The organism is Curtobacterium sp. PhB115 (genome assembly GCF_003752025.1).
GTDB lineage: Bacteria > Actinomycetota > Actinomycetes > Actinomycetales > Microbacteriaceae > Curtobacterium.
Window position 1 is genome coordinate 33,798 of record NZ_RJKR01000006.1, and the last position, 22,314, is coordinate 56,111.

Genomic DNA, 22,314 nt, shown 5'->3' on the forward strand with positions numbered 1-22,314 from the left:
GGACGGGAGGCGCGGCTGACGACGCGTCGTCCGCTCGCGTCCACGTGCCCACCAGCTGGTCCGTCTCCGGCGTCACCGGACCGGCAGGCCGCGAGGCCCGCCGGTTCGGGCGAGACGTCATCGTCGAGCGGGGATCGGCGGGATCGAGATCTCCTGCGTCGCGCCACGGTCGACACCGAGCACGGCGGCGACGGTGTTCGCGACACGGTCGGGGTCGGAGAACAACTGGAACGCGTGCACGCGGACGTAGTGCCAGCCGAGTCGGCGCAGGACCTCTGGACGCAGGCGCAGGGACTCGCGCAGCGACCCCTTCACCAGTGACGCGTCGGTCTCGATCGTGACGCAGACACCACCGTGCGCGGCGACCAGGCCGAGCTTGCCGCGGTGGCCGAGCGCGACCGGGATGCCGCGCATCTCGAGGCGCCGGGCCAGGTCGACGAGCAGCGGGTCGGAGTCGTCCGGCACGTACTCGGCGGTGGTGCGGGCCCGGACCTCGGCCAGGATCTCGGCGAGGGCGACGGTGCCGTGGCCCATGCGCTCGGCCTCGATGTCCGACGGCTGGAAGCAGGTGACGATGACCATCGAGCGCCGCGCACGGGTCATCGCGACCGCGAGCAGCCGCTCGCCACCGGGCTTGCCGAGCGGACCGAAGTCGCGCAGGACGCGGCCGTGCGGGGTCCTGCCGTAGCCGATGGAGAACACGACGCGGTCGCGGCTCTGCGCCACGGACTGCTCGAGCGTCGCCACGATGAACGGCTCGGCGCGGTCGCCGATGACGAACTCGGTCAGGTCCTTGTGGCCCTGCGCAGCGGTCAGCACGGCCTGCTCGACCCGCACGGCGTGCTTCGCCGAGGCGGTGATGACCATGAGCGACTCGGACGGACGGGTGCGGGCGTGGTCGATGACGAGCCGGACCACGCGGTCCACCTCGGCGTCGACGCTCTCGACGGCGCCGGACTCGGGGTCCGGCACGGCCTTGCCGTCGCTGACGTAGTCGAGCGCGATCGAGCCGTGCCCGAGGAACGACCCGGCCCACGGCAGCGACTCGATCTTGCCGCCGTAGAAGCGGCGGTTCACGAGCTCGGCCAGGTCCTCGCCGCCGGCGCGGTACGACCGCGAGAGCGACAGGGTCGGCAGCAGCGTGGAGAGCTTCGCCAGTGCGGAGTCGGCGTGGAAGGCGTCGAGGGTGCCCTCGTCGACCTGCAGCGCACGGTGCTCGGGGTCGACGGCGATGCGGAACGGCGACGGCGTCTGCGTGACCGGGTCACCGAAGACGACGGTCTGGCGCGCACGACGGACGGCTCCGACGGTCTCGGCGATGGTCACGGCGCCGGCGTCGACCAGGATCACGGTGTCGAACGGCATCGTGTCGGCGATCTGCGAGACCTCGTACGGGCTCGCGAGCCACACGGGCGCGATCGACCGGGACAGGTGCGGCGCGGAGTCCTGCAGCAGACGCGAGGTGATCGCGCCCTCGCGCAGCTGGGTCTTCAGCGCCGTGGCCTCTTCCGGCCAGTCGACGAGCCCGACCTTCCAGTTCTCGGCGAGCTGCCACGCCAGGCCCTGGGAGACCCCGGCCGCGTGGGCATCGTCGACGAGCCGGAAGTCGGCCTCGACCCGGTCGAGCATGTCGGTGTTCGCGCCGAGCAGGGCACGGTCGGACTCGAGCATCGTCTCGAGCGCGGACTGCCACCAGGCGAGCTCGAGCTCGGCGGGCACCTGCAGGTCCGGCACGTGCCGGTTCGCCAGGTCGGTGATCAGGGGCTCGAGCTGCAGGTCGCGCAGCGTCTGCATGAGCTCGGTGCGCTCCTGCAGGTTGTGCAGGACGTCGGACTCGGCGGCGAGCTCGGCGATGGTGGGGACGAGCTGGTCGACCGGGGTGTTCGCGAGCTGCCGGTCGCGCTCGGTGCGGCCGAGCGGCTCGTCGAGGCGCGCGAGGTCCTCGGCGACGTTCGAGAACAGCACCTGCACGTCCGCGATGCCGGTCGGCACCTCGGGGTTCACACCGGCGGCGACGTAGCGCTGCCAGAGGACACGCTGCTGCTGCACGCGGGTCAGGGCCTCGTGCAGGTCGGACACGTGCACACCCGGACGGACGTACTCGCGGGCGAGCTTCTTCAGGCGTCGACGGTTCGTCGACGACATCGGGGCGCCCTCGCCCCGGGGGGCGGTGGCGGCCACGAGCTCGGACACCGAGCGGTCGAAGACCACCGGCAGGAAGCGGTCGAGGGTGTCACGGATCTCGGTGAGCAGGCGCAGGTAGATGCCGAGCTCGTTGATCGTCGTGAACTGGCGCATGTGCGTCGTGGCGACGAGGTCGTGCGCACGGCGGAGCAGCGTCGGCAGGCCGTCGGTGTCGAGGTCCTTCGCGATGCGGTGGGCACGCTGGGCACCGTCGCTCGTGCCGAACTTCGCGCCGTACCAGGGCGAGTCGTCCGGGCCGTAGCGGAACTCGCCGAGGTTCGCGGCGCTGACCATCGTCTCGGCGACGCGCGAACGCCCCTCGACCATGCTCGCCACGGACTGCTTCGACAGACGAGCGGTCGTCGACGGCGGGACCGGCAGCAGCGAGAGCCGCGAGAGCTCGACCAGGCAGTCGAGCACCGAGACGCCGAAGTCGGCGTCCTTGCGGGTGAGCGACCCGCGGTAGTCCTTCAGGACCTTGCGCAGCCGGACCAGGGCGTCGTCGACCTCGCGCAGGTTCGGACGGACGGCCTTCTCGTTCCGCGCGATGGCACGGACGACGTCACGGCGCAGGGTCGAGGGCGTCACCGCGACCCCGGGCAGCTGGACCTCGCCGAAGCGGGCCGCGATGCCCCGGAGCGTCGCGCGGCGCGGGCTCACGACGAGGACGCGCTTGTTCGCCGCCACCAGGCCGCCGAGCGCGTTCACGATCGTCTGGGTGCCGCCGGTGCCGGGCAGGGTCTTCACGACGATGGAGTTGCCGGCCGCGATCTGCGCGATCACGTTCTCCTGCTCGTCGTCCGCGTCGAGCAGCAGGGTGTCGGTCTCCGGGCTGCGCTCGTCCGACGGGGTCTGCTCGACCGGGTGGTACGACTGCTCGACCTGCCACTTCGCGCTCGGGTTGCCGGCCAGGGCGTCGAGCACGGGGTGCGACAGGTCGCCGGTGTCCTCGACCAGGCCGGACGCGACCTCGGCGAACGTGGAGACCACGAGCCGTGCGTGCACGGAGAAGCCGGGGATGTGCGCGGTCAGGCCACGCAGGCGGTCGATGACGGGGTTCGGCGTGAACGAGCCGTCCTGCTGCGCGAGTGCCACGAAGGACTGCGCGTCGAGGATGACGCCGAACTGCTCGTGCAGGGCGTCGGCGAGACCGGGGTTGAGCACGGGCTCGCCGAGCAGCCGGACCTCGAAGTCACGGCCGTGGCGGCGGATCGCCAGCGGACGCAGGAGCACCGGGCCGCGGAACTGCTCGTCGCCGTGCTTCCAGTCCGCCATGCCGATGCCGAGCTTCACGGCGTCGATGCCGCGCACGGTGGCGAGCTCGGTGCCCTTCGCCTCGACGTGCCCGGCGGCGACGCGGGCGGCACGCAGGGCGACCTCGTCGCGGATCAGGCTCGACAGCAACGTGGTCTTGCCGGTGATGAACTGGGCGAGGCCACCGGGGTGCGTCGTCGAGAGTTCGATGCGCGCACGCGGGTGGTCGCTGAAGTGGGTGAGCGGGCTGGTGCCGCCGACGCCGGTGAGCTGGCCGCGCCAGCCGTCCCACGTCGGTTCCGCCGCGTTGCCCGCCTGCAGCCGGGGATCGCCGAGGCTGATGGCCTGCGGGCTCGTCAGCTGCAGCTCCGGGCGGAGCGTGCGGTCCGGCTCGTCGTCGATCCGGTCCTGGTCCACGTCCTGTTGCTCGTCTCGATCGTCTCGCTCGTCGTCGGGGCGCTCGTGGGCACCCTCGACGGGGACGTCGTCGTTCACGTCGTCCTCACCGTCGGTCACCCTGTCCGCTCGCCACACATCCGACACTGTAGGCGGGAACGGGCGACCACTCTGGCAATGAACCGAGGTTTCGGGGTTTCCGGCCGCCGGCGAGCACCCGCGCCGGGCCCTCCGGGCGTTCCGTGCGCGTCCAGCGGCGGTCCCCCGGCGGTCGATGTGGTACCAACGGGGCATGGCCATCGACGACCGCACCGCTCCGTCCACCCCCACGCCCAACCGGCGTCGATCGGTCCCCGCCGAGATCTCGCGCTCGTGGCTGCTGGTCTCCGGCACCGCGACGGACCGGTTCGAGAAGTCGCAGCGGTCCCGGGCCGACCAGATCATCCTGGACATCGAGGACGCCGTCGACCCCGCCGCCAAGCCCTCCGCGCGGCAGGGCGTCGCCGCGTGGCTCGCCGGTGGGGGCGAGGCCTGGGTCCGCATCAACGACGTCACGACCGACTTCTGGGCCGACGACGTCGAGGAGCTGCGCGGGCTGCCCGGGCTGCAGGGCGTGATGCTCGCCAAGACCGAGTCGCCCGCGCAGGTCACTGACACGTGGCACCGGCTCGGTGGCCAGACCCCGGTGATCGCCCTGGTCGAGTCGGCGCTCGGCATCGAGGAGTCGGTGTCGATCGCCAAGGCGCAGGGCGCGTTCCGCCTGGCCTTCGGCTCCGGCGACTACCGACGCGACACCGGGACGAGCGCCGACACGCTCGCGATGGCGTACCCGCGGTCGAAGCTCGTCGTGGCCTCCCGCGTCGGTGACCTGCCCGGCCCGATCGACGGCCCGACGGTGGGGTCGTCGCACCCGATCCTCCGCGAGCAGTCGCAGGTCGCGGTGTCGCTCGGCCTCACCGGGAAGCTCTGCCTCGACACCGAGCAGCTCCCCGTCATCAACGAGGTCATCTCGCCCACGCCGACCGACGTCGCCTGGGCGCAGGACTTCCTCGACGACTTCGAGGCGCGCGGCAAGGTCATCCGCGACGGTTCCGACCTGCCCCGCCTCGGTCGCGCCCAGAAGATCCAGCGGCTCGCACAGGCGTTCGGGGTCGAGGCGCGGTAGGACTGCACCCATGACATGGTCCGACATCCCCGGCCCTCCGCCGCAGTCCTCCCCCGGTCCCACCGACGCACAGCGTTCGGCCTGGGAACGCGGTGGCACCACGCTGTTCCCGCCGGCGAAGCTCGCCGACCGGATCTCGACGGTGCTGCTCCTGGCCTTCGGTGCCGTGATGACCATCGTCACGACGATCGTCGGCATCATCGCGGTCATCTCGGCCACGGCGTCGTGCGACGCGTCGGCCGGCTGCACCCCCGGTGGTTACTTCACCGGCGCGGGGATCGCGGTCGGTGGCGCGTTCGTGATCGGCGTGGCCACGATCGTCCTCGCGATCGGTGCCTGGATCCGGCGCCGGACCTCGTGGTGGATCGCGGCGCTCGGCTTCGTGCTCGCGATCGCCTGCATCACCTGGGGCGGGGTCGTGTTCGCGAACGCGGTGGACGACGGGTCGACGGCGTCGTCCTCGGTGTCCGCGAGCGCCTGACCGCGCGTCCGCACCACCTTCGCGACAGAACACGAGGTGATCGACTCGTGGGGTGTCGGAGAACGCGTGCGCGTTCCGGGCCGGGAGGCGCGGTGCGGGCCCGCGCCGCGCCTCCCGTCCGGAACGGGGTAGCGTCCGGGGCATGGTGACGGTCTCGCGGACGAGCGTCGCGGTGGTCGGCGGCGGCCCCGCCGGGGTCGTCCTCGGTCTGCTGCTGGCCCGTGCTGGCATCGCCGTGCGGGTCATCGAGAAGCACGACGACTTCAACCGGGACTTCCGCGGCGACACGGTGCACGCCTCCACGATCCGGCTGCTCGACGAACTCGGCCTCGGTGACCGGTTCCGGGCGTTGCCGCAGTCGCGGCTCGACGACTTCTCGCTGCCGATGCCGGACGGCTCCCGGGCGCTGCTCGGGGACTTCTCGCGCCTCCGGCCGCCGTACGACCACGTGGCGATGGTGCCGCAGTGGGACCTGCTCGACATGCTCGTCACCGCCGCCCGCGACGAGCCGTCGTTCTCGATCACGATGGGCCTCGCTTCGACCGGGACGATCACGGAGAACGGCGTCGTCACCGGCGTGCACCTCCGGCCGTACGGCAACGGCAACGGCGTCGGCGACGGCGACGACGCCGACGCCGACGCGGTCGAGGAGCTCCGCGCCGACGTCGTCATCGCCTGCGACGGCCGCGACTCGGTGCTGCGGAGCGCCGCCGGACTCCGCCCGCGCGCGTTCCCGGTGCCGTTCGACACCTGGTGGTTCCGGCTCCCGCGCCAACCCGGCGACGCCGAGACCGCACTCGTCCCGGCGTTCTCCGGCACCGACGTCCTGCTGAGCTTCCCGAGACCCGACTACCACCAGGTCGCGTACTTCGCACCGAAGGGCTCCGACGCGGCGCTCCGGGCAGCGGGGATCGAGTCGTTCCGCGACCGCGTCGCCCGGCTCCGTCCTGACTTCGCGGACCGGGTCGGCGCGATCGGCTCGATGGACGACGTGCACGTGCTGGACGTGCGGATGGACCGGCTCGGCCGCTGGTGGCGCCCCGGACTGCTCTGCATCGGGGACGCCGCACACGCCATGTCACCGGCGGGTGGCGTCGGGATCAACCTCGCCGTGCAGGACGCCGTCGCGACGGCATCGATCCTGGTGCCCGCGTTGCGGCGGGGCCTCCGCGGCGCCGGACTCGACGGGGCGCTCGCCGCGGTGCAACGCCGCCGCGCGGTCCCGGCGGTGCTGGTGCAGAGCGCGCAGACCGTGCTGCACCGGGTGGTGTTCGAGCGGGCCTTCGCGGGTGCCCTGCAGTCGGGGCCGCCGAAGCTGCCGGTGCTGCTCGCGCGGTGGGTCCCGCCGGTGCGGGGCGTCTACGCCCGAGGCATCGCGTTCGGGCCGCTGCCCGAGCACGCGCCGGCGTGGGCACGGCGGTGAGCGGCGCGGACGGACGGTGCGCGGCGGACGCGGCGGGCGTGCCGTGGACTGGACCGGGCTGCGGCCGGGAGGCGCGGGGCGGGGCCGCCACGGGCCTCCAGGCCGGCGGTGGTCGCCACCCACTGCGCGACGCACCCTGGGCGTGAGCGTGCACCCCCGGCGCATGCTGGGCCCATGAAGCAACGAGTCATCGGAGACGTGTCGGTCAGTGCCATCGGACTGGGCGGCATGCCCATGTCGATCGAGGGCCGACCCGACGAACGACAGTCCATCGCGACCATCCACGCCGCGCTCGAGAACGGCGTCACGTTCATCGACACCGCCGACGCGTACCACCTGGGCGGCCACGACGAGGTGGGGCACAACGAGGAGCTCATCGCGCGGGCCGTCCGCGAGTTCCACGGCGACACCGACGACGTCCTCATCGCGACGAAGGGCGGGCACCTCCGACCGGAGACCGGCGCCTGGGCGCAGAACGGGCACCCGGAGTACCTGAAGGAGGCGGCGAAGGCATCGGCGAAGCGCCTCGGGACCGACGTGATCGGGCTCTACCAGTTCCACCGGCCGGACCCCGCGGTGCCGTACGCCGAGTCGATCGGTGCGCTCGCCGAACTCCTCGACGAGGGCGTCATCCGGATGGCGGGCATCTCGAACGCCGACCCGGACCAGATCCGCACCGCCAACGAGGTGCTCGACGGGCGACTGGCTTCGGTGCAGAACCAGTTCTCCCCGAAGTTCCGCTCGAGCGAGCCGGAACTCGAGCTGTGCGACGAGCTCGGCATCGCGTTCCTGCCGTGGAGCCCGCTCGGCGGCATCGCGAACGCGGCGGACCTCGGCACCGCGTTCGAGGACTTCGCGTACATCGCCCGGGACCGCGGCGTCACCCCGCAGGTGATCGCGTTGGCGTGGGAGCTCCAGAAGAGCGACGTGGTGGTGCCGATCCCCGGGGCCTCACGGCCGCAGTCGATCCTGAACTCGGTGACGGCGCCGACCGTGAAGCTGCGACCGGAGGACGTCGCCCGGCTCGACGCGTCGCAGCCGGCGGCCGTCTGAATCCAGGCGCGTGCGCGCGGTTCGTGCCCGCGCGCTTCGCGCGTGAGCGCGCGGCCCGGGCGCGCTGACGCCCGAGCCGCGTGCAGTGCGTCAGGAGTTGCAGGCGTCCTGGAAGGCCTTGCCGGCCTTCTGCACCTTGGTGCTCGACGTCGTGAGCGCTGAGGTGTCAGCGGACTGGGGGTCCTTCGCGACGGTCTCGATCTCGTCGACGAGGTCGCCGTAGGCAGACTGGAACGCGTCGCCCTTCTGCTTGAGGTCGTCGTCGGACAGCTCGTCGACCCCGTCCCCGATCGTCTTGTTCAGCTCCTTGAGCTTCGTGACGGCGGCGTCCGGGTCGGACTGCAGGTTCGCGGCCTCGTCCTGGAAACCCTCGGCGGCGCTCGTGACGGTCTTCTCGAACGTCTTGCACTGCTCGGCCTTCGACGGGCCGGACGAGCACCCGGCGAGCAGCACGAGTGCGAGGCCGGCGGTGGCCAGCGCGATGGTCTTCTTGGGCATGGTGGTTCCCCCTCGATCAGTCCGCACTCCCCCGGATGAGGCGCAGATCCGTCATCGAGGCTACATGGGGCGCTCACAGGATGACCGGCCGTCCGGCGTACCGTCGAGGGCATGCGCGCCATCACGTTCGACGACACCGCCATGACCGTCACCGAGCTGCCCGACCCCACGCCCGACGCCGGCGAGGTCCTCATCGAGGTCGCCGCCGCCGGGGTGAACAACGCCGACCTGCAGCAGCGCGCCGGGAACTACCCGCCGCCTCCCGGCGCGTCCGAGATCCTCGGACTCGAGGTCTCCGGCACCGTCCGGGCCGTCGGCGCCGCGGTGACCGGGTTCGCGGTCGGCGACCGGGTGTGCGCGCTGCTCTCCGGCGGCGGGTACGCCTCGCTGGTCGTGGCACCGGCGACGCAGGTGCTCCCCGTGCCGGACGGCGTCGACCTGGTCGAGGCAGCGGGACTGCCCGAGGCCGCCTGCACCGTGTACTCGAACATCGGCATGCTCGCAGGGCTCCGGCCCGGCCAGACCCTGCTCGTGCACGGCGGGACCGGCGGGATGGGCTCGCACGCGGTGCTCTGGGCGAAGGCCCTCGGCGCCACGGTCATCGCGACGAGCGGCGGCGAACGGAAGGTCCGGGCGTCCGAGGAGCTCGGTGCCGACCTCGTGATCGACCACCGGACCGAGGACTTCGTCGAACGAGTGCTCGCGTTCACCGACGGCGCGGGGGTCGACGTGGTGCTCGACGTCGTCGGGCCGTCGTACCTCGACCGGAACCTGCAGGTGCTCGCGCCGAACGGTCACGTCGCGGTGATCGCCTCGGGGAGCGGCACGAAGGCGGAGCTCGACCTCGGCGCGATGATGCGGAAGCGTGCGACCATCAGCGGCACGACCCTGCGCGCGCGGCCGTCGGCCGAGAAGGCGGCGATCGTCGAGGCCGTCCGCTACAACGTCTGGCCGTTCGTGGCCGACGGGCGGGTGTGGCCGGTGATCGACTCGGTGCTGCCGCTCGCCTCGGCGGACGAAGCCCACCGCCGTGTCCGTGACGGGGAGGTCATCGGCAAGGTGCTGCTGACGCCCTAGTCGCGTGCGGCCCCCGCCGCGGTGGGCGTCTCCCGCACCAGCTGGAGCACCTGCCCGCACTTCGCGCCGAAGGTCGCGCGCAGCAGATCGGCCGCGTCGCCGTCCTGGTCGAACAACGACGGCATGTCGATCGCGAGCATGATCGCGAAGATCATCCCGCTGCCGAGGAACCCCTGCACCTGGTCGTCGGGGATCCCCGCCTCGTCGCGGAGGAACCGGTAGATCTCGAGGAAGCCGTCCCGAGCAGCCGCCCCGATCGCCGGCTCGGCCCCGGACACGAAGCCCTGGAGCAGCAGCGTGTGCAGGCCCTGTTCGGCGGCGAGGTCCACGAACTGTTCGCCGATGACGTGCGCGGGGACGTCATCCGGTCCGATGGTCGACAGGGTCTCGCGCCAGGCGTCGAGCAGGATGCCGAGCGTGTCCCGGAACACCTCGAGGAACAGGGCCTCCTTCGACCCGAACATCCGCACCACGTAGGGCTGGCTGATGCCCGCCGCCGCGGCGATCTGGTCGGTCGTGGTGCCGTGGTACCCCTGGCGGCCGAACAGCCCGCGCGCGGCTTCGAGGATCATCGCGCGACGTTGCGCTGCGGGCATCCGGACGGCGGTTTCGGTGCGCATGGTTGACATGTTATCAGCCGATTACTACAGTCCGTCAGGACAAGTAATCATCGGATTACCAACGACTGGAGACACCATGTCCCGACGCATCCCGGTGTGGCTCGCGATCGCCGCCGCATCCCTCCCGATGTTCATGGCGACGCTCGACAACCTCGTCGTCACGAGCGCCCTCCCAGCGGTCCACGCCGACCTCGGCGCCTCGGTGGAGGAGCTGCAGTGGATCACCAACGCCTACACGCTCGCCTTCGCAGCCCTGATGCTCCTGGCGGTCGGACTCGGTGACCGGATCGGACGCCGACACCTGTTCATCGCCGGCATCGGCGTCTTCACCGTCTCGTCGGCGTTCGCCGCGATGAGCACCGACCCGACCGCGCTCATCGTGTGGCGCGCAGTCGAGGGCGCCGGGGCCGCGGCGATCATGCCCCTCTCGCTCACCCTGCTCGTCGGGAGCGTCCCCGATCGACTCCGGACCGTGGGGATCGGCGTCTGGGGCGGCATCTCCGGCCTCGGCGTCGCTCTCGGCCCGCTCATCGGCGGCGCGGTCGTCGAGAACTGGAGCTGGGAGGCGATCTTCTGGCTGAACGTCCCCGTCGGCGTCATCGCGATCCCGCTCGCCCTGTTCGCCCTGCCGAACACCCGCGGCGCCCGGGTCCGCGCGGACCTGCTCGGAGTCGTGCTCGCCGGGCTCGGGGTGCTCGGCGTCGTGTTCGGGATCGTCCGCGGGAACGACGCGGGCTGGACGAGCGCCGAGGTCCTCACCGGGCTCGTCGGCGGCGGCCTGCTCCTCGTCGCGTTCGTCGTCCGCCAGGCCACGACCGCGGCGCCGCTCCTGCCGCTCCGCTTCTTCCGGGACCGCAGCTTCACGCTCGCGAACCTCGTCGCCATGACGTTCTCGTTCGGTGCGTTCGGCTCGGTCTTCATCCTCATCCAGTTCCTGCAGGTCGTGCAGGGACGGAGCCCGCTCGAGGCCGGCGTCTGGACGATGCCGTGGACCCTCGCGCCGATGGTGGTCGCACCGCTCGCCGGGATCGTCGCACCACGGGTCGGCACCCGGGTGCTCATCGCAGGCGGCATGGCGTTCCTGTCCGCAGGCCTGTTCTGGATCGCGGCGACGATGTCCGCCGAGGTCACGTTCACCGGACTCCTGCCCGGGTTCGTGCTCGCCGGCATCGGGATGGGTGCGGTCTTCGGGCCGATCTCCACCGCCGTGCTCGCCCGGATGCCGCAGGACGACCACGCGAAGGCCTCCGGCGCGAACTCGACCCTGCGCGAGATCGGCGTCGCCCTCGGGATCGCCGTCCTGACCGCGGTGTTCACCGGCGCCGGAGGCGAGCTCACCCCCACCGGCTACGTCGACGCGGCACAGCCCGCCGTGCTCGTCGGGGCAGCCGTGGTCGCCGTGTCCGCGCTGGTCGCCGTGTTCCTTCCCGCCGGCCGCGGGACGCACGTTCCCGACGTGGTCACCGACGACGGCCTGGAGGCACGGGTCGCCGCCGCCTCGCCGGCCCCGGTCGCGTAGCTGGCCGGCCGACGTCGCGCCCCGCTGCGAACACTGCGCCCCCGCACACCGGGGCGCGATGTCCGGCGCGGGGCGCGGTGCTCGGCCGCCACGGCTCCGCCGGAACCCTCAGGCGTGGACGCGCGCCAGGAACTCGACCAGGGCCGGGTGGGTCGGGGTGCCGAGGACCTCGGCGGGCGTGCCCTGCTCGACGACCTCGCCCCGGTGCAGGAACACGATCCGATCGGCCACGTTCCGCGCGAAGTGCATCTCGTGCGTGGTCATCAGGATCGTGGAGCCCTGGTGCTTGAGCTCGGTGACCAGGTCGAGGACCTCGCCGACGAGCTGCGGGTCGAGGGCACTCGTCACCTCGTCGAGCAGCAGGAGCTCCGGCTCGGACGCGATCGCCCGGACGATGGCCACCCGCTGCTGCTGCCCGCCCGACAACCGGTCCGGGTAGGCGTCGGCGAACGACGCGAGTCCGATGCGCTCGAGCAGCTTCCGTGCGGAGGCCTCCGCGGTGGACCGCGCGATCCCGTGCACCTGCCGGGAGGCGAGCGTCACGTTGTCGAGCACGCTCATGTGCGGGAACAGGTTGAACTGCTGGAAGACGACACCGATCCGCGCCCGCACCCCGTCGACCGCGATGCGCGGGTCGGCGATGTCCGTGCCCTGGAGCAGGATCTCCCCGTCGTCGATGCCCTCGAGCAGGTTCACCGTCTTGAGCAGCGTCGACTTCCCCGAGCCGGACGCCCCGATGACGCAGATGACCTCGTGCCGGTGCACGGTGAGGTCGATGCCGCGCAGGACCTCGTGCTCGCCGAAGGCCTTGCGCAACCCGCGCAGCTCGAGGACCGCAGCGCCGGTGCCGGACGCACCACGGGCCTCCAGGCCGACCTCGCTCATACGGTCCCTCCGATCTGCTCGCGCCGCTGCTGACGACGCGCGATCGCGTCCGTGACGCGGATCAGCGGCAGGCTGATCACCACGAACAGCAGCCCCGCGACGAAGTACGGCGTGAAGTTGTAGGTCTCCGCCTGCGCGATCTGCGCCGACCGCACCGCGTCGACGGCCCCGAGGATCGACACCAGGCCGACGTCCTTCTGCATCGACACGAAGTCGTTCATCAGCGCCGGCGTGACCTTGCGGATCGCCTGCGGCAGCACCACGAGCCGGAGCGTCTTGGCGTGCGAGAGTCCGAGCGACCGGGCAGCGAGGCGCTGCGAAGGGTGCACGGCCTCCATGCCGGCGCGGAGCACCTCGGCGATGTACGACGAGTACGTCAGGATGATCGCGATCGTGCCCCAGACCTCGGCGGGCAGACGCGGGAACACCCCGAGCCCCGGGATCCCGTACCCGACCAGGTACAACACGATGATGAGCGGCAGCCCGCGGAACAGGTCCGTGTACCCGGTGGCGAGCATCCGCAGCGGGAAGAACACCGGGTTCTGCAGACCGCGCACCACCGCGAGGAGCGTGCCGAACACCGCGACGCCGATCGCGGCGAAGAACAGGATCCGGACGTTCAGCCAGAGGCCCTGGAGGATCGAGGGGAACGAGTCGATCGCGGTCTGCGGGTCGAAGAACGACTGCTGGACGGCCGCCCACCCGGGGGTGTTCACGACACCGAACCAGACGACCGCGACGACGACGAGCGTCGACGCGACGGACACGACGACGGAGCGGCGACCGCGCTGGCGACGGTAAAGGCGGCGTTCGAGCTCGACCTGGCTCGGCGCCGGGGCCGCGACCGGGGTGCCGACGCCTGCTGGCAGGGTCATGCGACTACTGCAGGACAGGGGTGTTGGTCTCCGAGGAGAGCCACTTGGTCTGCAGGTCCTCGAGGGTGCCGTCGTCCGTCAGCGTCTTGAGGGCCTTGTCGACCTTGCTGGTGAGCTCGGAGTCCTTCGGCAGCACGAAGCCGAACTGGTCACCCTTGCCGTCCGCGGGGAACTGCGCCGAGACCGTGCCGTCGTCGAGCTGTGCGGCGGCCATGTAGAACGCCGTCGGCAGGTCGGTCACGATCGCGTCGATCTGGCCGGACTTGAGCGCCAGCACGGCGTCGTCGTTCGAGTTGAAGACCTTCGGGGTGATCCCGAGCACGCTCTTGACGCTGGCGATGCTGGTCGATCCGGTCGCGACGCCGATCGTGTCCTTCTTCAGGTCCGCGATCTTCGTGTGGTCGACGGCCTTCGAGGACTTCGTCGTCACGACCGCCTGCGTCGTCGTGTAGTACGCCGTGGACATGTCGACGGCCTTCTTGCGCTTCGCGTCGATCGAGAACTGCTGGATGTTGAGGTCCCAGTCCTTCGGGCCCGGGGCGATGGCGCTGTCGAAGGTGCTGCGCTTCCACGCCACGTCGGACTTCGCGTAGCCCATCTCCTTCGCGACGGCGTACGCCACGGCGGACTCGAAGCCCTTGCCGGACTGCGGCTTGTTGTCCTCCACCCAGGGCGAGTAGGCCGGGTCGCCGGTGGCGATCGTGAGCTTGCCGTCGGTGACGGTGCCGTCGCTGCTGCTGCTGCCGGCGGAGCACGCCGAGAGCGCGAGGGCGGCGACGGCCGCGGTGGCGACGGCGAGGGTGAGGCGGAGGTGTCGGGTCACGGTCGAGCCTTCGTGCGAGGGAGGGGTGCGGGCAGGTCGAAGTGTACTTCGCGGTGGGATACCAGCGCGAAACGGCGTCGCCGCGCGACGCAGCGACCCCGGCGGCTCACGCAGCTGGCTCGGGCAGCTGGCTCAGGCAGCTGACTCAGGCAGCTGGCTCAGGCAGCTGGCTCAGTCCGCCATCGTGAAGTCCTCGAACGAGAACCCCGGCGACACGAGGCAGCTGAGCAGCACCTCGCCGTCGTTCGGGATCGTCCGCTGCCACACACCACCGCGCACGAACGCCTGCGCATCGTTCACCCGGTCGCGTCCGGCATCCGGTCCGAGGGTGATCCGCGCACCGGGCTCGGGAGCATCGGCGGACCCGCCCAGCTCGAGCTCGACGGTGTCCGGGCCGTGCCACATCCATATCTCGTCGCTCGTGACCCGGTGCCAGGCCGAGGCCTCACCCGGGGGCAGCAGGAAGTGGATCAGGGTGGCGGCCGGCCGGTCCCCCGCGGGCGTCGTCACCGTGGCCGGCGAGGTCCAGGTGCGGACGTACCAACCGCCCTCGGGGTGCGGCTCCATGCCGAGGGCGATGGCGCGTTTCGGCACGTCGAGCCACTCGATCAGTTCGCCGTCGACGGTGCGACGGGCGGCCATGCCGGGGCGGGGTGCGGTCTCGGTCATGATTCCTCCACAGGGATGACAGGGCGAGCGGGGCGGTCAGGCGACGACGTCGGCACGCCGGTGAGTGCTCCGTCGACGGCGCGGACGACGCCGCGGATGACGGTGGCAGCGGCGCGCCCGGCGCCGTCCTCGACGAGCTCGGCGAGTGCGTCGGGCACGGTCCGGGCATCGACGTCGAAGACGGCCAGATCGGCGCGGGCCCCGACGGCGAGGTGCCCGATGCGGTCCGGCCCGACGGCGAGCCCCATGGCGTGCGCCCCACCGAGGGTCGCCGCCGCGAGCAGCCGTTCGTGCAGGTCCCGGTGGCCGTAGCCCTGGGCACGGGCGATCCGGTGCAGCGCGGTGACGTCGGCCATCAGGTCGAGCGACGGCGACGACGATAGCGAGTCCGTGCCGATGGCGATCGGGCTGCCCTCGCGCAGGTAGTCGGCGACGGGAGGCGGATCGAGGCCGATGACGGCGTTCGAGCGGGGGCAGAGCGCCACCGCGGTGCCGCGTGCACGCAGGAGCGCCCGGTCGGCGGCGGTCATGTACACGCCGTGCGCGATGTGGCAGTCCGGGCCGAGCACCCCGAGCCGGTCGACGAACGCGGTGGCGCTCGCGCCGAACCCGAGTGCCCGGAGCGCCCGGAACGAGGGAACGTTCGCCAGGTGCCAGTCGTTGCCGTGGCCGACACCGTCGACACCGTCGAGTCCGGGCACCGGTCCGAGGGCGATGCGCTCCCCCTCGAAAGCGGCCTCGCCGAGGTGCAGGTGCAGCCGGAGGCCGCGCTGCCGCACGATGTCGGGGAGCTCGAGCAGGGGTGCGACCTCGAGCGAGTACGGCGCGTGCGGGGACAGACCGGCGCCGGGGGTGGTCGGGATCCGGGCGAGTTCGTCGAGCACCTGGTCGCGGCCGTGCGACTGCCAGGCGTCGTTCTCCCAGTCCATCACCTCCCAGTAGGCGATGCCGCCGAGCCCGGAGTCCTCGAGGGCGGTGGACGCCTCGATGTCGGTGACGATGTCCGCGATGCTCGTCACGCCGGCGCGGATCGACGCCGTGGCACCCGCTGCGGCTTCGGCCCGCCAGTCGTGCGGTTCGGCGTAGACCTCGTTGAAGGCGGACGCCCAGTCCTCGAACCCGTTGTACTGGCCTCGGCCAACACTGGCCATGCCGGTGTACTGCAAGTGCGAGTGCGCGTTGACGAGACCCGGCAGGAGGGCTCCGCGCCACTGCCGTTCGGTGAACGTCGCGCCCGAGCCGGCGAGCTGGTCGACGACCCAGGACCGGTCGCCGACGTGCAGGATCCGGCCGTCCTGCACGGCGACGGCACCGTCGGCGATCGGGGGTGCGGTCATCGGCACGACGACGCGCGCCGAGTGCACGACGACGGGGTGGCCGGCACGCTGGTGCGCGGCGGCGGCGCGCCCGGCCGTCACGACGGGTCCCCGAAACGGCGAGTCCGGACGTCCGGCTCACGGTCCGCCGGGTGTTCGGCAAGGCGTCCGGGAGGCGCGGCTTGCGCTCCGAACGCGGCGAGCGCCGTGCGGGCGGTCGCGTCGTCGACCGCGGGGTCGATGGCCACGACGGCACGGTCGAGTTCGTCACCCCGTTCCAGCAGCATCCGGACGGCCCCGAGCTGCGCGGCGAAGGACAGGTCCATGATCTCGATCGGGTTGCCCTCGGCAGCGGTGATGTTGATGCACCCGCCACCGTCGAGCACGATCGGCCCACCCTCGGCGTCGGGGAACACGAGGCGCTCGGCCTTGGGGCCCACGGCGCGCCGCTCGGCACCGGCAGCGCGGGCGTCGTCGAGTGCGACCTCGTGGTCGACCCCACCGGCGACCGCCACGACGGCCCCGTCCGCGCAGGAGCGCAGGACGTCGAGGTCGATCGTGTCGGGCACGCCCGTGGCGCTGATCACGAGGTCCGCACCCTGCACGGCCTCGGCGAGCGGGGCGACGGCGTGGCCGGCGAAGAGCGCCTGCAGGGCGCGCACCGGGTCGGTCTCGGCGACCGTGACCCGGAACCCGAGGGCGGAGAGCACCAGGGCGACCCCCTCGCCGACGTGCCCGAACCCGGCGACGACCGCCGCGCCTCCCGACCGCACTCGGTGCATGCCGGACGGGAGCCCGTCGACCAGGTCGAGCACGGCGAACACCGTCGACTGCCCGGTGCCGTACCGGTTGTCGAAGAACGTCTTGGTGCGGGCGTCGTTGACGGCGACCACGGGGATGCCGAGCTCGCCACGCGACGCCATCACGCGCAGGGGACGGAGGCCGCTCGTGGTCTCCTCGGCCGCGCCGAGCATCGTCGGCAGCAGGTCCGGACGCTCCTGGTGGGCGAGCCGGATGAGGTGCGAGCCGTCGTCGAGCAGGATGTGCGGCCGGGTGTCGAGCATCGCGAGGGCGAGCGCCTTCTGCTCCGGCAGCGTGGCGGTGCTGCTCGCGTGCACGGTCAGTCCTGCCGAGCGGAGTACATCGGCGACGGCGTCGTCGGTCTCGTCGGCGTGCGCGTAGACGACGACCTCGGCACCGGCGTCGCGGAGGAGCAGGCTCAGCACCGCCGTCTTCGGCTCGAGGAACATCGCGACGCCGATGCGGGTGCCGCGGAGGAGCCCGCCGTCGCGGAGTTCGGCCGCGACCGCGCGGGACACCGGCATCGAGCGTCGCGCCCAGCGCAGGCGGGCGTCGGCAGCCGGGTCGTCCTCCGGTGCACGGCCGGTGGAGACGAGGAAGACGTCGTCGGAGCGCATCGGGACGCCGAGCACCCCGGGGCGGGCGGTGACGACGGGGCCGAACGCGTCCTCGTCGACGGCGGGCAGGTGCCGGCCGGCGTCGATGACGATGAGCGTGGCGCCGCGGGGGCGGTCGGCCTCGCGCTCGATGACGGGGGTGGAGTCCTCGGGGGACCCGAGGCACCAGAGCTGGTCGATCGGCTCGTGTTCTGCGGCCGGGCGAGCACCGAGTCCGGTGAGCAGCCCGTGCAGCGCCGCGGCGTCGCGGGGGTCGCCGCCGACGATGCGGAACCGGCGAGCCGCGACGAGCAGGTTCGTGACCGCGGCGAAGCGTCGGACGGCCGCCGACGCCCAGGATCGCGTCTCGGGGTCGGGTCCTGGCGGCATGCCCCAATCGTAGGGAATGGACGGGGGCCCGCCGACGTACTCTCTGGGCATGAGCGATGCATCCACGACCGACGTGTTCGACAAGGTGACGATGTTCGGCGCCGACTGGTGCCGCGACTGCCGCCGGTCCAAGGCGCTGCTCGACACCCTCGGGGTGGACTACGAGTACGTCGACGTCGAGCAGGACCTGTCGGCGGCCGACCGTGCCGAGGCGATCAGCGGGCGGAAGAACATCCCCGTCGTGGTGCTGCCGAACGGGAAGCACTTCGTGGAGCCGTCCGACGCGGAGCTGCGGGCCGAGCTCGAGGCGTCCGGCGCCGTCTGAGCGGCTGAGGGGGCGCGGGCGCCGGCGCGGGCGCGGCGCGCTCGCGTTCTTTTGCGCTCAGCGACAGTTCACGCGCCCGCAGGCCCGTGAGGTGTCGGTGAGCGCGAAACCTCGCCATGCACTGCCCGCGTGCGACCCGGGCGGACATCGGATGAATCGGGCATCATGAGGGCGTGATCATCGACGCTCACCACCACCTCTGGGACCCCGCCGACCGTCAGTACCCCTGGATGGACGACTCCGTCGCCCCGATCCGCCGCCGGTTCGACGTGGACGACCTCCGCGCGGCGACGCGGGACACCGGCGTGACGCGGACCATCGTCGTGCAGGCCGTGCACGATCCGGGCGAGACCACCTGGCTCCTCGAGCAGCCCGGACCCGTCGCGGGCGTCGTCGGCTGGGTGGACCTGACCGCGCCGGACGTGGCTGACCGGATCGCCGCCGTCCGTGCACTGCCCGGCGGCGAGCGCCTGGTGGGCGTCCGGCACCAGGCGCAGGACGAACCGGACCCCGACTGGCTCGCCCGCCCCGAGGTCGCCCGCGGGGTCCGCACCCTCGCCGCCGCAGGTCTCGTGTTCGACCTGCTCGTCCGGGAACGGGAACACCGGGCTGCACTGACCCTGGTCGAGGCCGTCCCCGAGGCGTCGTTCATCCTCGACCACGCCGGCAAGCCCGACATCGCACACGACGCGGCCGAGACGGCGACGGCCTGGCGTGGACGGATGGCCGACTTCGCTGCACGCCCGAACGTCGCGTGCAAGGTCTCCGGCCTGTTCACCGAGGCCGGCCCTGACTGGCGCGACCGCCCGGTCGACCGGTACGTCCGCGAGGTCGTGGAGCAGTTCGGTCCCGACCGGTCGATGTTCGGCTCGGACTGGCCGGTGTCGACCCTGGCGACCGGGTACGCCGAGGTCGTGCAGCGGACGGCGGAGGCCCTCGCCGACCTGTCGTCGACCGACCACGAGGCAGTCTTCGGCGGTACCGCGGAGCGCATCTACCTTGTCGCAAGGACCACGCAGACATAGGATGTTTCTGCTGCACTGGCGCAGCAGGAGAGCGAGGAACGATGCAGTTCGCACGACTCGGCCCCGCGGGCAGCGAGATCCCCGTGGCCATCGACACCGACGGCGAGGTCTTCGATCTCCGACCGATCACCACCGACATCAGCGGGGCGTTCCTCGCCTCGGACCCGGTCGGCCGCGTCGACCACGCCCGCAGCGCCGGCGACCTCCGGGTGATCCCGCGAGCCGACGCCGACGCACTCCGCCGCGGCGCCCCGGTCGCCCGACCCGGCAAGGTCGTCTGCATCGGCCTGAACTACCGTGACCACGCCGCCGAGACCGGTGCCGACATCCCCACCGAACCGATCGTGTTCATGAAGGACCCGATGACGGTGATCGGCCCCGACGACGAGGTCCTGATCCCCCGGAACAGCACGAAGACCGACTGGGAGATCGAGCTCGCGATCGTCATCGGCCGGACGGCCCGGTACTGCGCGTCCGACGAGGAGGCCGAGGCGTCCATCGCCGGGTACACGATCGCCAACGACGTGTCCGAGCGCGAGTTCCAGCTCGAGCGCGGTGGACAGTGGGACAAGGGGAAGTCCTGCGAGACGTTTAACCCGCTCGGCCCGTGGCTGGTGACGCCCGGGTCGCTCGCCGCCGCCGGCCTCGACCCCGCGGCACTCGCGCTCCGGCTGACCGTCAACGGCGAGGTCCGGCAGGACGGCACCACCGCCGACATGATCTTCCGACCGGTGGAGATCGTCCGGTACCTGTCGCAGTTCATGGTGCTGTACCCCGGCGACGTGATCAGCACGGGGACCCCGGCGGGCGTCGCGCTTGCGGGACACGCACCCTACCTGCAGCCCGGCGACGTCGTCGAGCTCACCGCTGACGGGCTCGGCTCGCAGCGCCAGACGGTCGGAGCAGCGTCATGACGGACGACTCCGGCCACACCAGCGCAACCGGTGCAACCGGTGCAACCGGTGCAGCCAGCGCAGCCAGCGCAACCGGCAGCGCCGGCAGCCACGATGGCGTCCGCGCCATCGTCACCGGTGGCGCGTCCGGCATCGGCGCCGCCATCGCGGCTGCCCTGCGGGACCGCGGCGCGGCCGTCGCGGTCCTCGACCTGCAGCCCACCCCCGACACCGGCTTCGTCTCCGTCACGTGCGACGTCAGCGACGACGACTCGGTCCGCACCGCCGTCGCCACCGCCGTCGACCAGCTCGGCGGCCTCGACGTCCTGGTCAACAACGCCGGCATCGGCGCCCAGGGCACCGTCGAGGACAACGACGACGACGAGTGGCGCCGCGTGTACGAGGTCAACGTCCTCGGCGCCGTGCGACTGTCCCGCGCCGCGCTCCCCCACCTGCGCGAGTCCGGCAACGCGAGCATCGTGAACACCTGCTCGATCGCCGCCACCGCAGGACTGCCCCAGCGGGCGCTGTACTCGGCGACCAAGGGTGCGATCGCGGCCCTCACCCGCGCGATGGCCGCCGACCACATCCGCGAGGGCATCCGCGTCAACGCCGTGAACCCCGGCACCGCGGACACACCCTGGGTCGCACGCCTGCTCTCGACCGCGGGCGACCCGGAGGCCGAACGGGCTGCCCTCGAAGCCCGCCAACCGCACGGTCGGCTCGTCCAGCCGGAGGAGGTCGCCGAGGCGGTCGCCTACCTGACGAGTCCGCTGGCCCGGTCGACGACGGGCGTCGACCTGGCTGTCGACGGCGGGATGCAGGCGCTCCGGTTGCGGCCCGCCTGATGGTCGCGTCCCGGCTCCGCCGCATCTGCCGGGAGGCGCGACACGGGTATCGTCGCGGTGTCCGGTCCGGCGTGTGGCCGGGCCAGCAGGAGGTGGTGACGTGGCGCTGACCGACGATGCGATCGCACGCATCCAGCAGATGATCGTGAGCGGCGAGCTCCAGCCCGGGCAGCGCCTCCCGCCCGAGAAGGAACTGAGCGAGTCACTCGGCCTGTCCCGGAACAGCCTGCGCGAGGCGGTGAAGGCACTCGAACTCATCCGCGTGCTCGACGTCCGCCGCGGTGACGGCACCTACGTGACCTCGCTCGAGCCCGGCGTGCTGCTCGAGGCGGTCTCGTTCGTCGTCGACATGCACCACGACCGGTCCCTCGTCGACCTGCTCGAGGTCCGGCGCATCCTCGAGCCCGCGTCCGCCGTCCTCGCGACGGCCCGCGCCTCGGAGCAGCAGATCGACGAGCTCGCGACCCTGATGCACTCCGTCGGTGAGGACACCGGCGTCGAGGACCTCGTCGCCCACGACCTGCTGTTCCACTCGACGATCGCCGGCATCGGCGGGAACCAGTACCTGTCCGGGCTGCTGGACGCGCTGTCGAGCAAGACCGTGCGGGTGCGGGTGTGGCGTGGCCTCACGCAGAACGGCTCCGTGCAGCGCACCCTCGACGAGCACGCCGCGATCGTGGACGCCGTCCGACGTCGGGATCCACAGCTCGTGCAGGCCCTGGTCGTGTCGCACGTCGAGGGCGTCGAACGCTGGTTGCGGCGCTCCCTCGACTGAAACCGGGAGCGCACGCAGGTGGCTTCGTGTTGGGTTTGACGTCGGCCCTGAGCACGGCGTCTTGCCACTGCTCGGACCGGCCGCAGAACAAGGAGAACACCATGGGCGTCATCGGCACCATCATCGGATTGATCATCGTCGGCCTCATCGCCGGCGCCGTCGCCCGGCTCGTCGTCCCCGGCAAGCAGAACATCTCGATCCCGATGACCATCCTGCTCGGTGTCATCGGCTCGTTCGTCGGTGGGTTCCTCGGGTTCCTGATCTTCCGACACGATCTGGCGGACGGCTTCTTCCAGCCGGCCGGGATCATCGGTTCGATCATCGGCGCGATCATCGTGCTGCTCATCTACATCCGTTTCTCGGGCCGCAGCGCCCGCACCCGCTAGGCAGGTCCCGCCGGGCACGACCCGCCGCACAACCGAA

Annotated in this window: 21 protein-coding genes; 12 read left to right on the top strand and 9 right to left on the bottom strand. The window is 72.0% G+C overall.

Annotated elements, in window-relative coordinates; genetic code table 11:
• Positions 1 to 117: 117 nt before the first annotated feature.
• The gene (locus EDF19_RS05675; RefSeq protein WP_123679989.1) at positions 118 to 3,954 is read right to left on the bottom strand and encodes an ATP-binding protein; all 3,837 of its coding nucleotides are present in this window, start codon (positions 3,952 to 3,954) and stop codon (positions 118 to 120) included.
• Between the two features lie 172 nt (positions 3,955 to 4,126).
• On the opposite strand from EDF19_RS05675, the gene EDF19_RS05680 reads away from it, so the two are divergent.
• The 4 genes from EDF19_RS05680 to EDF19_RS05695 all read left to right on the top strand — a co-directional run bounded on the left by EDF19_RS05680 (position 4,127) and on the right by EDF19_RS05695 (position 7,956).
• Positions 4,127 to 4,999, top strand: coding sequence for a CoA ester lyase (locus EDF19_RS05680; protein ID WP_123679990.1), 873 nt, complete (start codon positions 4,127 to 4,129; stop codon positions 4,997 to 4,999).
• 10 nt (positions 5,000 to 5,009) lie between these two features.
• Positions 5,010 to 5,480: a DUF6264 family protein gene (locus EDF19_RS05685; RefSeq protein ID WP_123679991.1), complete on the top strand. Its 471-nt coding sequence runs from the start codon at positions 5,010 to 5,012 to the stop codon at positions 5,478 to 5,480.
• 142 nt (positions 5,481 to 5,622) lie between these two features.
• Positions 5,623 to 6,903, top strand: a complete 1,281-nt coding sequence (locus tag EDF19_RS05690; RefSeq protein ID WP_123679992.1) for an FAD-dependent oxidoreductase — start codon at positions 5,623 to 5,625, stop codon at positions 6,901 to 6,903.
• Positions 6,904 to 7,077: 174 nt separating this feature from the next.
• A complete protein-coding gene (locus tag EDF19_RS05695) occupies positions 7,078 to 7,956 on the top strand; it encodes an aldo/keto reductase (RefSeq protein ID WP_123679993.1) in 879 nt (292 codons plus the stop codon).
• A gap of 90 nt (positions 7,957 to 8,046) precedes the next feature.
• Here the strand turns inward: EDF19_RS05695 and EDF19_RS05700 are convergent, their stop codons facing one another.
• Entirely contained in the window at positions 8,047 to 8,454 is a 408-nt protein-coding gene (locus EDF19_RS05700; protein ID WP_123679994.1) for a hypothetical protein, read from the bottom strand.
• A 111-nt stretch (positions 8,455 to 8,565) separates the two neighbouring features.
• Between EDF19_RS05700 and EDF19_RS05705 the strand changes: the two genes are divergently transcribed.
• Positions 8,566 to 9,531, top strand: coding sequence for an NAD(P)H-quinone oxidoreductase (locus tag EDF19_RS05705; protein ID WP_123679995.1), 966 nt, complete (start codon positions 8,566 to 8,568; stop codon positions 9,529 to 9,531).
• Here the strand turns inward: EDF19_RS05705 and EDF19_RS05710 are convergent.
• Complete coding sequence (locus EDF19_RS05710) at positions 9,528 to 10,151, bottom strand: TetR/AcrR family transcriptional regulator (protein ID WP_185022707.1); 624 nt, start codon at positions 10,149 to 10,151, stop codon at positions 9,528 to 9,530. The two genes, EDF19_RS05705 and EDF19_RS05710, sit on opposite strands and share 4 nt — an antisense overlap.
• 76 nt (positions 10,152 to 10,227) lie before the next feature.
• Between EDF19_RS05710 and EDF19_RS05715 the strand changes: the two genes are divergently transcribed.
• Positions 10,228 to 11,670, top strand: a complete 1,443-nt coding sequence (locus tag EDF19_RS05715; protein ID WP_123679997.1) for a DHA2 family efflux MFS transporter permease subunit — start codon at positions 10,228 to 10,230, stop codon at positions 11,668 to 11,670.
• Between the two features lie 108 nt (positions 11,671 to 11,778).
• On the opposite strand, the gene EDF19_RS05720 is transcribed toward EDF19_RS05715, so the two are convergent.
• From EDF19_RS05720 to EDF19_RS05745, 6 genes are all read right to left on the bottom strand, one after another.
• Complete coding sequence (locus EDF19_RS05720; protein ID WP_123679998.1) at positions 11,779 to 12,555, bottom strand: amino acid ABC transporter ATP-binding protein; 777 nt, start codon at positions 12,553 to 12,555, stop codon at positions 11,779 to 11,781.
• A complete protein-coding gene (locus tag EDF19_RS05725) occupies positions 12,552 to 13,430 on the bottom strand; it encodes an amino acid ABC transporter permease (protein ID WP_123679999.1) in 879 nt (292 codons plus the stop codon). The genes EDF19_RS05720 and EDF19_RS05725 overlap by 4 nt, the downstream gene beginning before the upstream one ends.
• 4 nt (positions 13,431 to 13,434) lie before the next feature.
• Positions 13,435 to 14,253: an ABC transporter substrate-binding protein gene (locus tag EDF19_RS05730; protein ID WP_123680000.1), complete on the bottom strand. Its 819-nt coding sequence runs from the start codon at positions 14,251 to 14,253 to the stop codon at positions 13,435 to 13,437.
• 171 nt (positions 14,254 to 14,424) lie between these two features.
• Entirely contained in the window at positions 14,425 to 14,922 is a 498-nt protein-coding gene (locus tag EDF19_RS05735) for a cupin domain-containing protein (protein WP_260216971.1), read from the bottom strand.
• Positions 14,919 to 16,340 (bottom strand): amidohydrolase family protein, encoded by a 1,422-nt coding sequence (locus EDF19_RS05740; RefSeq protein WP_395859586.1) that lies wholly within the window; start codon positions 16,338 to 16,340, stop codon positions 14,919 to 14,921. The genes EDF19_RS05735 and EDF19_RS05740 overlap by 4 nt, the downstream gene beginning before the upstream one ends.
• Complete coding sequence (locus tag EDF19_RS05745; RefSeq protein WP_185022708.1) at positions 16,337 to 18,025, bottom strand: adenosylhomocysteinase; 1,689 nt, start codon at positions 18,023 to 18,025, stop codon at positions 16,337 to 16,339. Before EDF19_RS05745 ends, EDF19_RS05740 begins: the two co-directional genes overlap by 4 nt.
• 49 nt (positions 18,026 to 18,074) lie before the next feature.
• Here EDF19_RS05745 and EDF19_RS05750 point away from each other — a divergent pair, with 49 nt between their 5' ends.
• The 6 genes from EDF19_RS05750 (at position 18,075) to EDF19_RS05775 (ending at position 22,277) form a co-directional block, all read left to right on the top strand.
• On the top strand, positions 18,075 to 18,350 hold the full coding sequence (locus tag EDF19_RS05750) for a glutaredoxin domain-containing protein (protein ID WP_123680002.1): 276 nt from the start codon (positions 18,075 to 18,077) through the stop codon (positions 18,348 to 18,350).
• A gap of 173 nt (positions 18,351 to 18,523) precedes the next feature.
• Entirely contained in the window at positions 18,524 to 19,375 is an 852-nt protein-coding gene (locus tag EDF19_RS05755) for an amidohydrolase (RefSeq protein ID WP_123680003.1), read from the top strand.
• A gap of 41 nt (positions 19,376 to 19,416) precedes the next feature.
• Positions 19,417 to 20,289, top strand: a complete 873-nt coding sequence (locus EDF19_RS05760) for a fumarylacetoacetate hydrolase family protein (protein WP_123680004.1) — start codon at positions 19,417 to 19,419, stop codon at positions 20,287 to 20,289.
• On the top strand, positions 20,286 to 21,116 hold the full coding sequence (locus tag EDF19_RS05765) for an SDR family NAD(P)-dependent oxidoreductase (RefSeq protein WP_123680005.1): 831 nt from the start codon (positions 20,286 to 20,288) through the stop codon (positions 21,114 to 21,116). The genes EDF19_RS05760 and EDF19_RS05765 overlap by 4 nt, the downstream gene beginning before the upstream one ends.
• 100 nt (positions 21,117 to 21,216) lie before the next feature.
• Complete coding sequence (locus tag EDF19_RS05770) at positions 21,217 to 21,891, top strand: FadR/GntR family transcriptional regulator (RefSeq protein WP_123680006.1); 675 nt, start codon at positions 21,217 to 21,219, stop codon at positions 21,889 to 21,891.
• Between the two features lie 101 nt (positions 21,892 to 21,992).
• Entirely contained in the window at positions 21,993 to 22,277 is a 285-nt protein-coding gene (locus EDF19_RS05775; RefSeq protein WP_123680007.1) for a GlsB/YeaQ/YmgE family stress response membrane protein, read from the top strand.
• The last annotated feature ends 37 nt before the right edge of the window (positions 22,278 to 22,314 follow it).

Bases quoted from the DNA above. Each gene is read 5' to 3' on its own strand.
- EDF19_RS05680 (WP_123679990.1), top strand. From the start codon at position 4,127: ATGGCCATCGACGACCGCACCGCTCCGTCCACCCCCACGCCCAACCGG.
- EDF19_RS05685 (WP_123679991.1), top strand. From the start codon at position 5,010: ATGACATGGTCCGACATCCCCGGCCCTCCGCCGCAGTCCTCCCCCGGT.
- EDF19_RS05690 (WP_123679992.1), top strand. From the start codon at position 5,623: ATGGTGACGGTCTCGCGGACGAGCGTCGCGGTGGTCGGCGGCGGCCCC.
- EDF19_RS05695 (WP_123679993.1), top strand. From the start codon at position 7,078: ATGAAGCAACGAGTCATCGGAGACGTGTCGGTCAGTGCCATCGGACTG.
- EDF19_RS05700 (WP_123679994.1), bottom strand. From the start codon at position 8,454: ATGCCCAAGAAGACCATCGCGCTGGCCACCGCCGGCCTCGCACTCGTG.
- EDF19_RS05705 (WP_123679995.1), top strand. From the start codon at position 8,566: ATGCGCGCCATCACGTTCGACGACACCGCCATGACCGTCACCGAGCTG.
- EDF19_RS05710 (WP_185022707.1), bottom strand. From the start codon at position 10,151: ATGCGCACCGAAACCGCCGTCCGGATGCCCGCAGCGCAACGTCGCGCG.
- EDF19_RS05715 (WP_123679997.1), top strand. From the start codon at position 10,228: ATGTCCCGACGCATCCCGGTGTGGCTCGCGATCGCCGCCGCATCCCTC.
- EDF19_RS05720 (WP_123679998.1), bottom strand. From the start codon at position 12,555: ATGAGCGAGGTCGGCCTGGAGGCCCGTGGTGCGTCCGGCACCGGCGCT.
- EDF19_RS05725 (WP_123679999.1), bottom strand. From the start codon at position 13,430: ATGACCCTGCCAGCAGGCGTCGGCACCCCGGTCGCGGCCCCGGCGCCG.
- EDF19_RS05735 (WP_260216971.1), bottom strand. From the start codon at position 14,922: ATGACCGAGACCGCACCCCGCCCCGGCATGGCCGCCCGTCGCACCGTC.
- EDF19_RS05745 (WP_185022708.1), bottom strand. From the start codon at position 18,025: ATGCCGCCAGGACCCGACCCCGAGACGCGATCCTGGGCGTCGGCGGCC.
- EDF19_RS05750 (WP_123680002.1), top strand. From the start codon at position 18,075: ATGAGCGATGCATCCACGACCGACGTGTTCGACAAGGTGACGATGTTC.
- EDF19_RS05760 (WP_123680004.1), top strand. From the start codon at position 19,417: ATGCAGTTCGCACGACTCGGCCCCGCGGGCAGCGAGATCCCCGTGGCC.
- EDF19_RS05765 (WP_123680005.1), top strand. From the start codon at position 20,286: ATGACGGACGACTCCGGCCACACCAGCGCAACCGGTGCAACCGGTGCA.
- EDF19_RS05775 (WP_123680007.1), top strand. From the start codon at position 21,993: ATGGGCGTCATCGGCACCATCATCGGATTGATCATCGTCGGCCTCATC.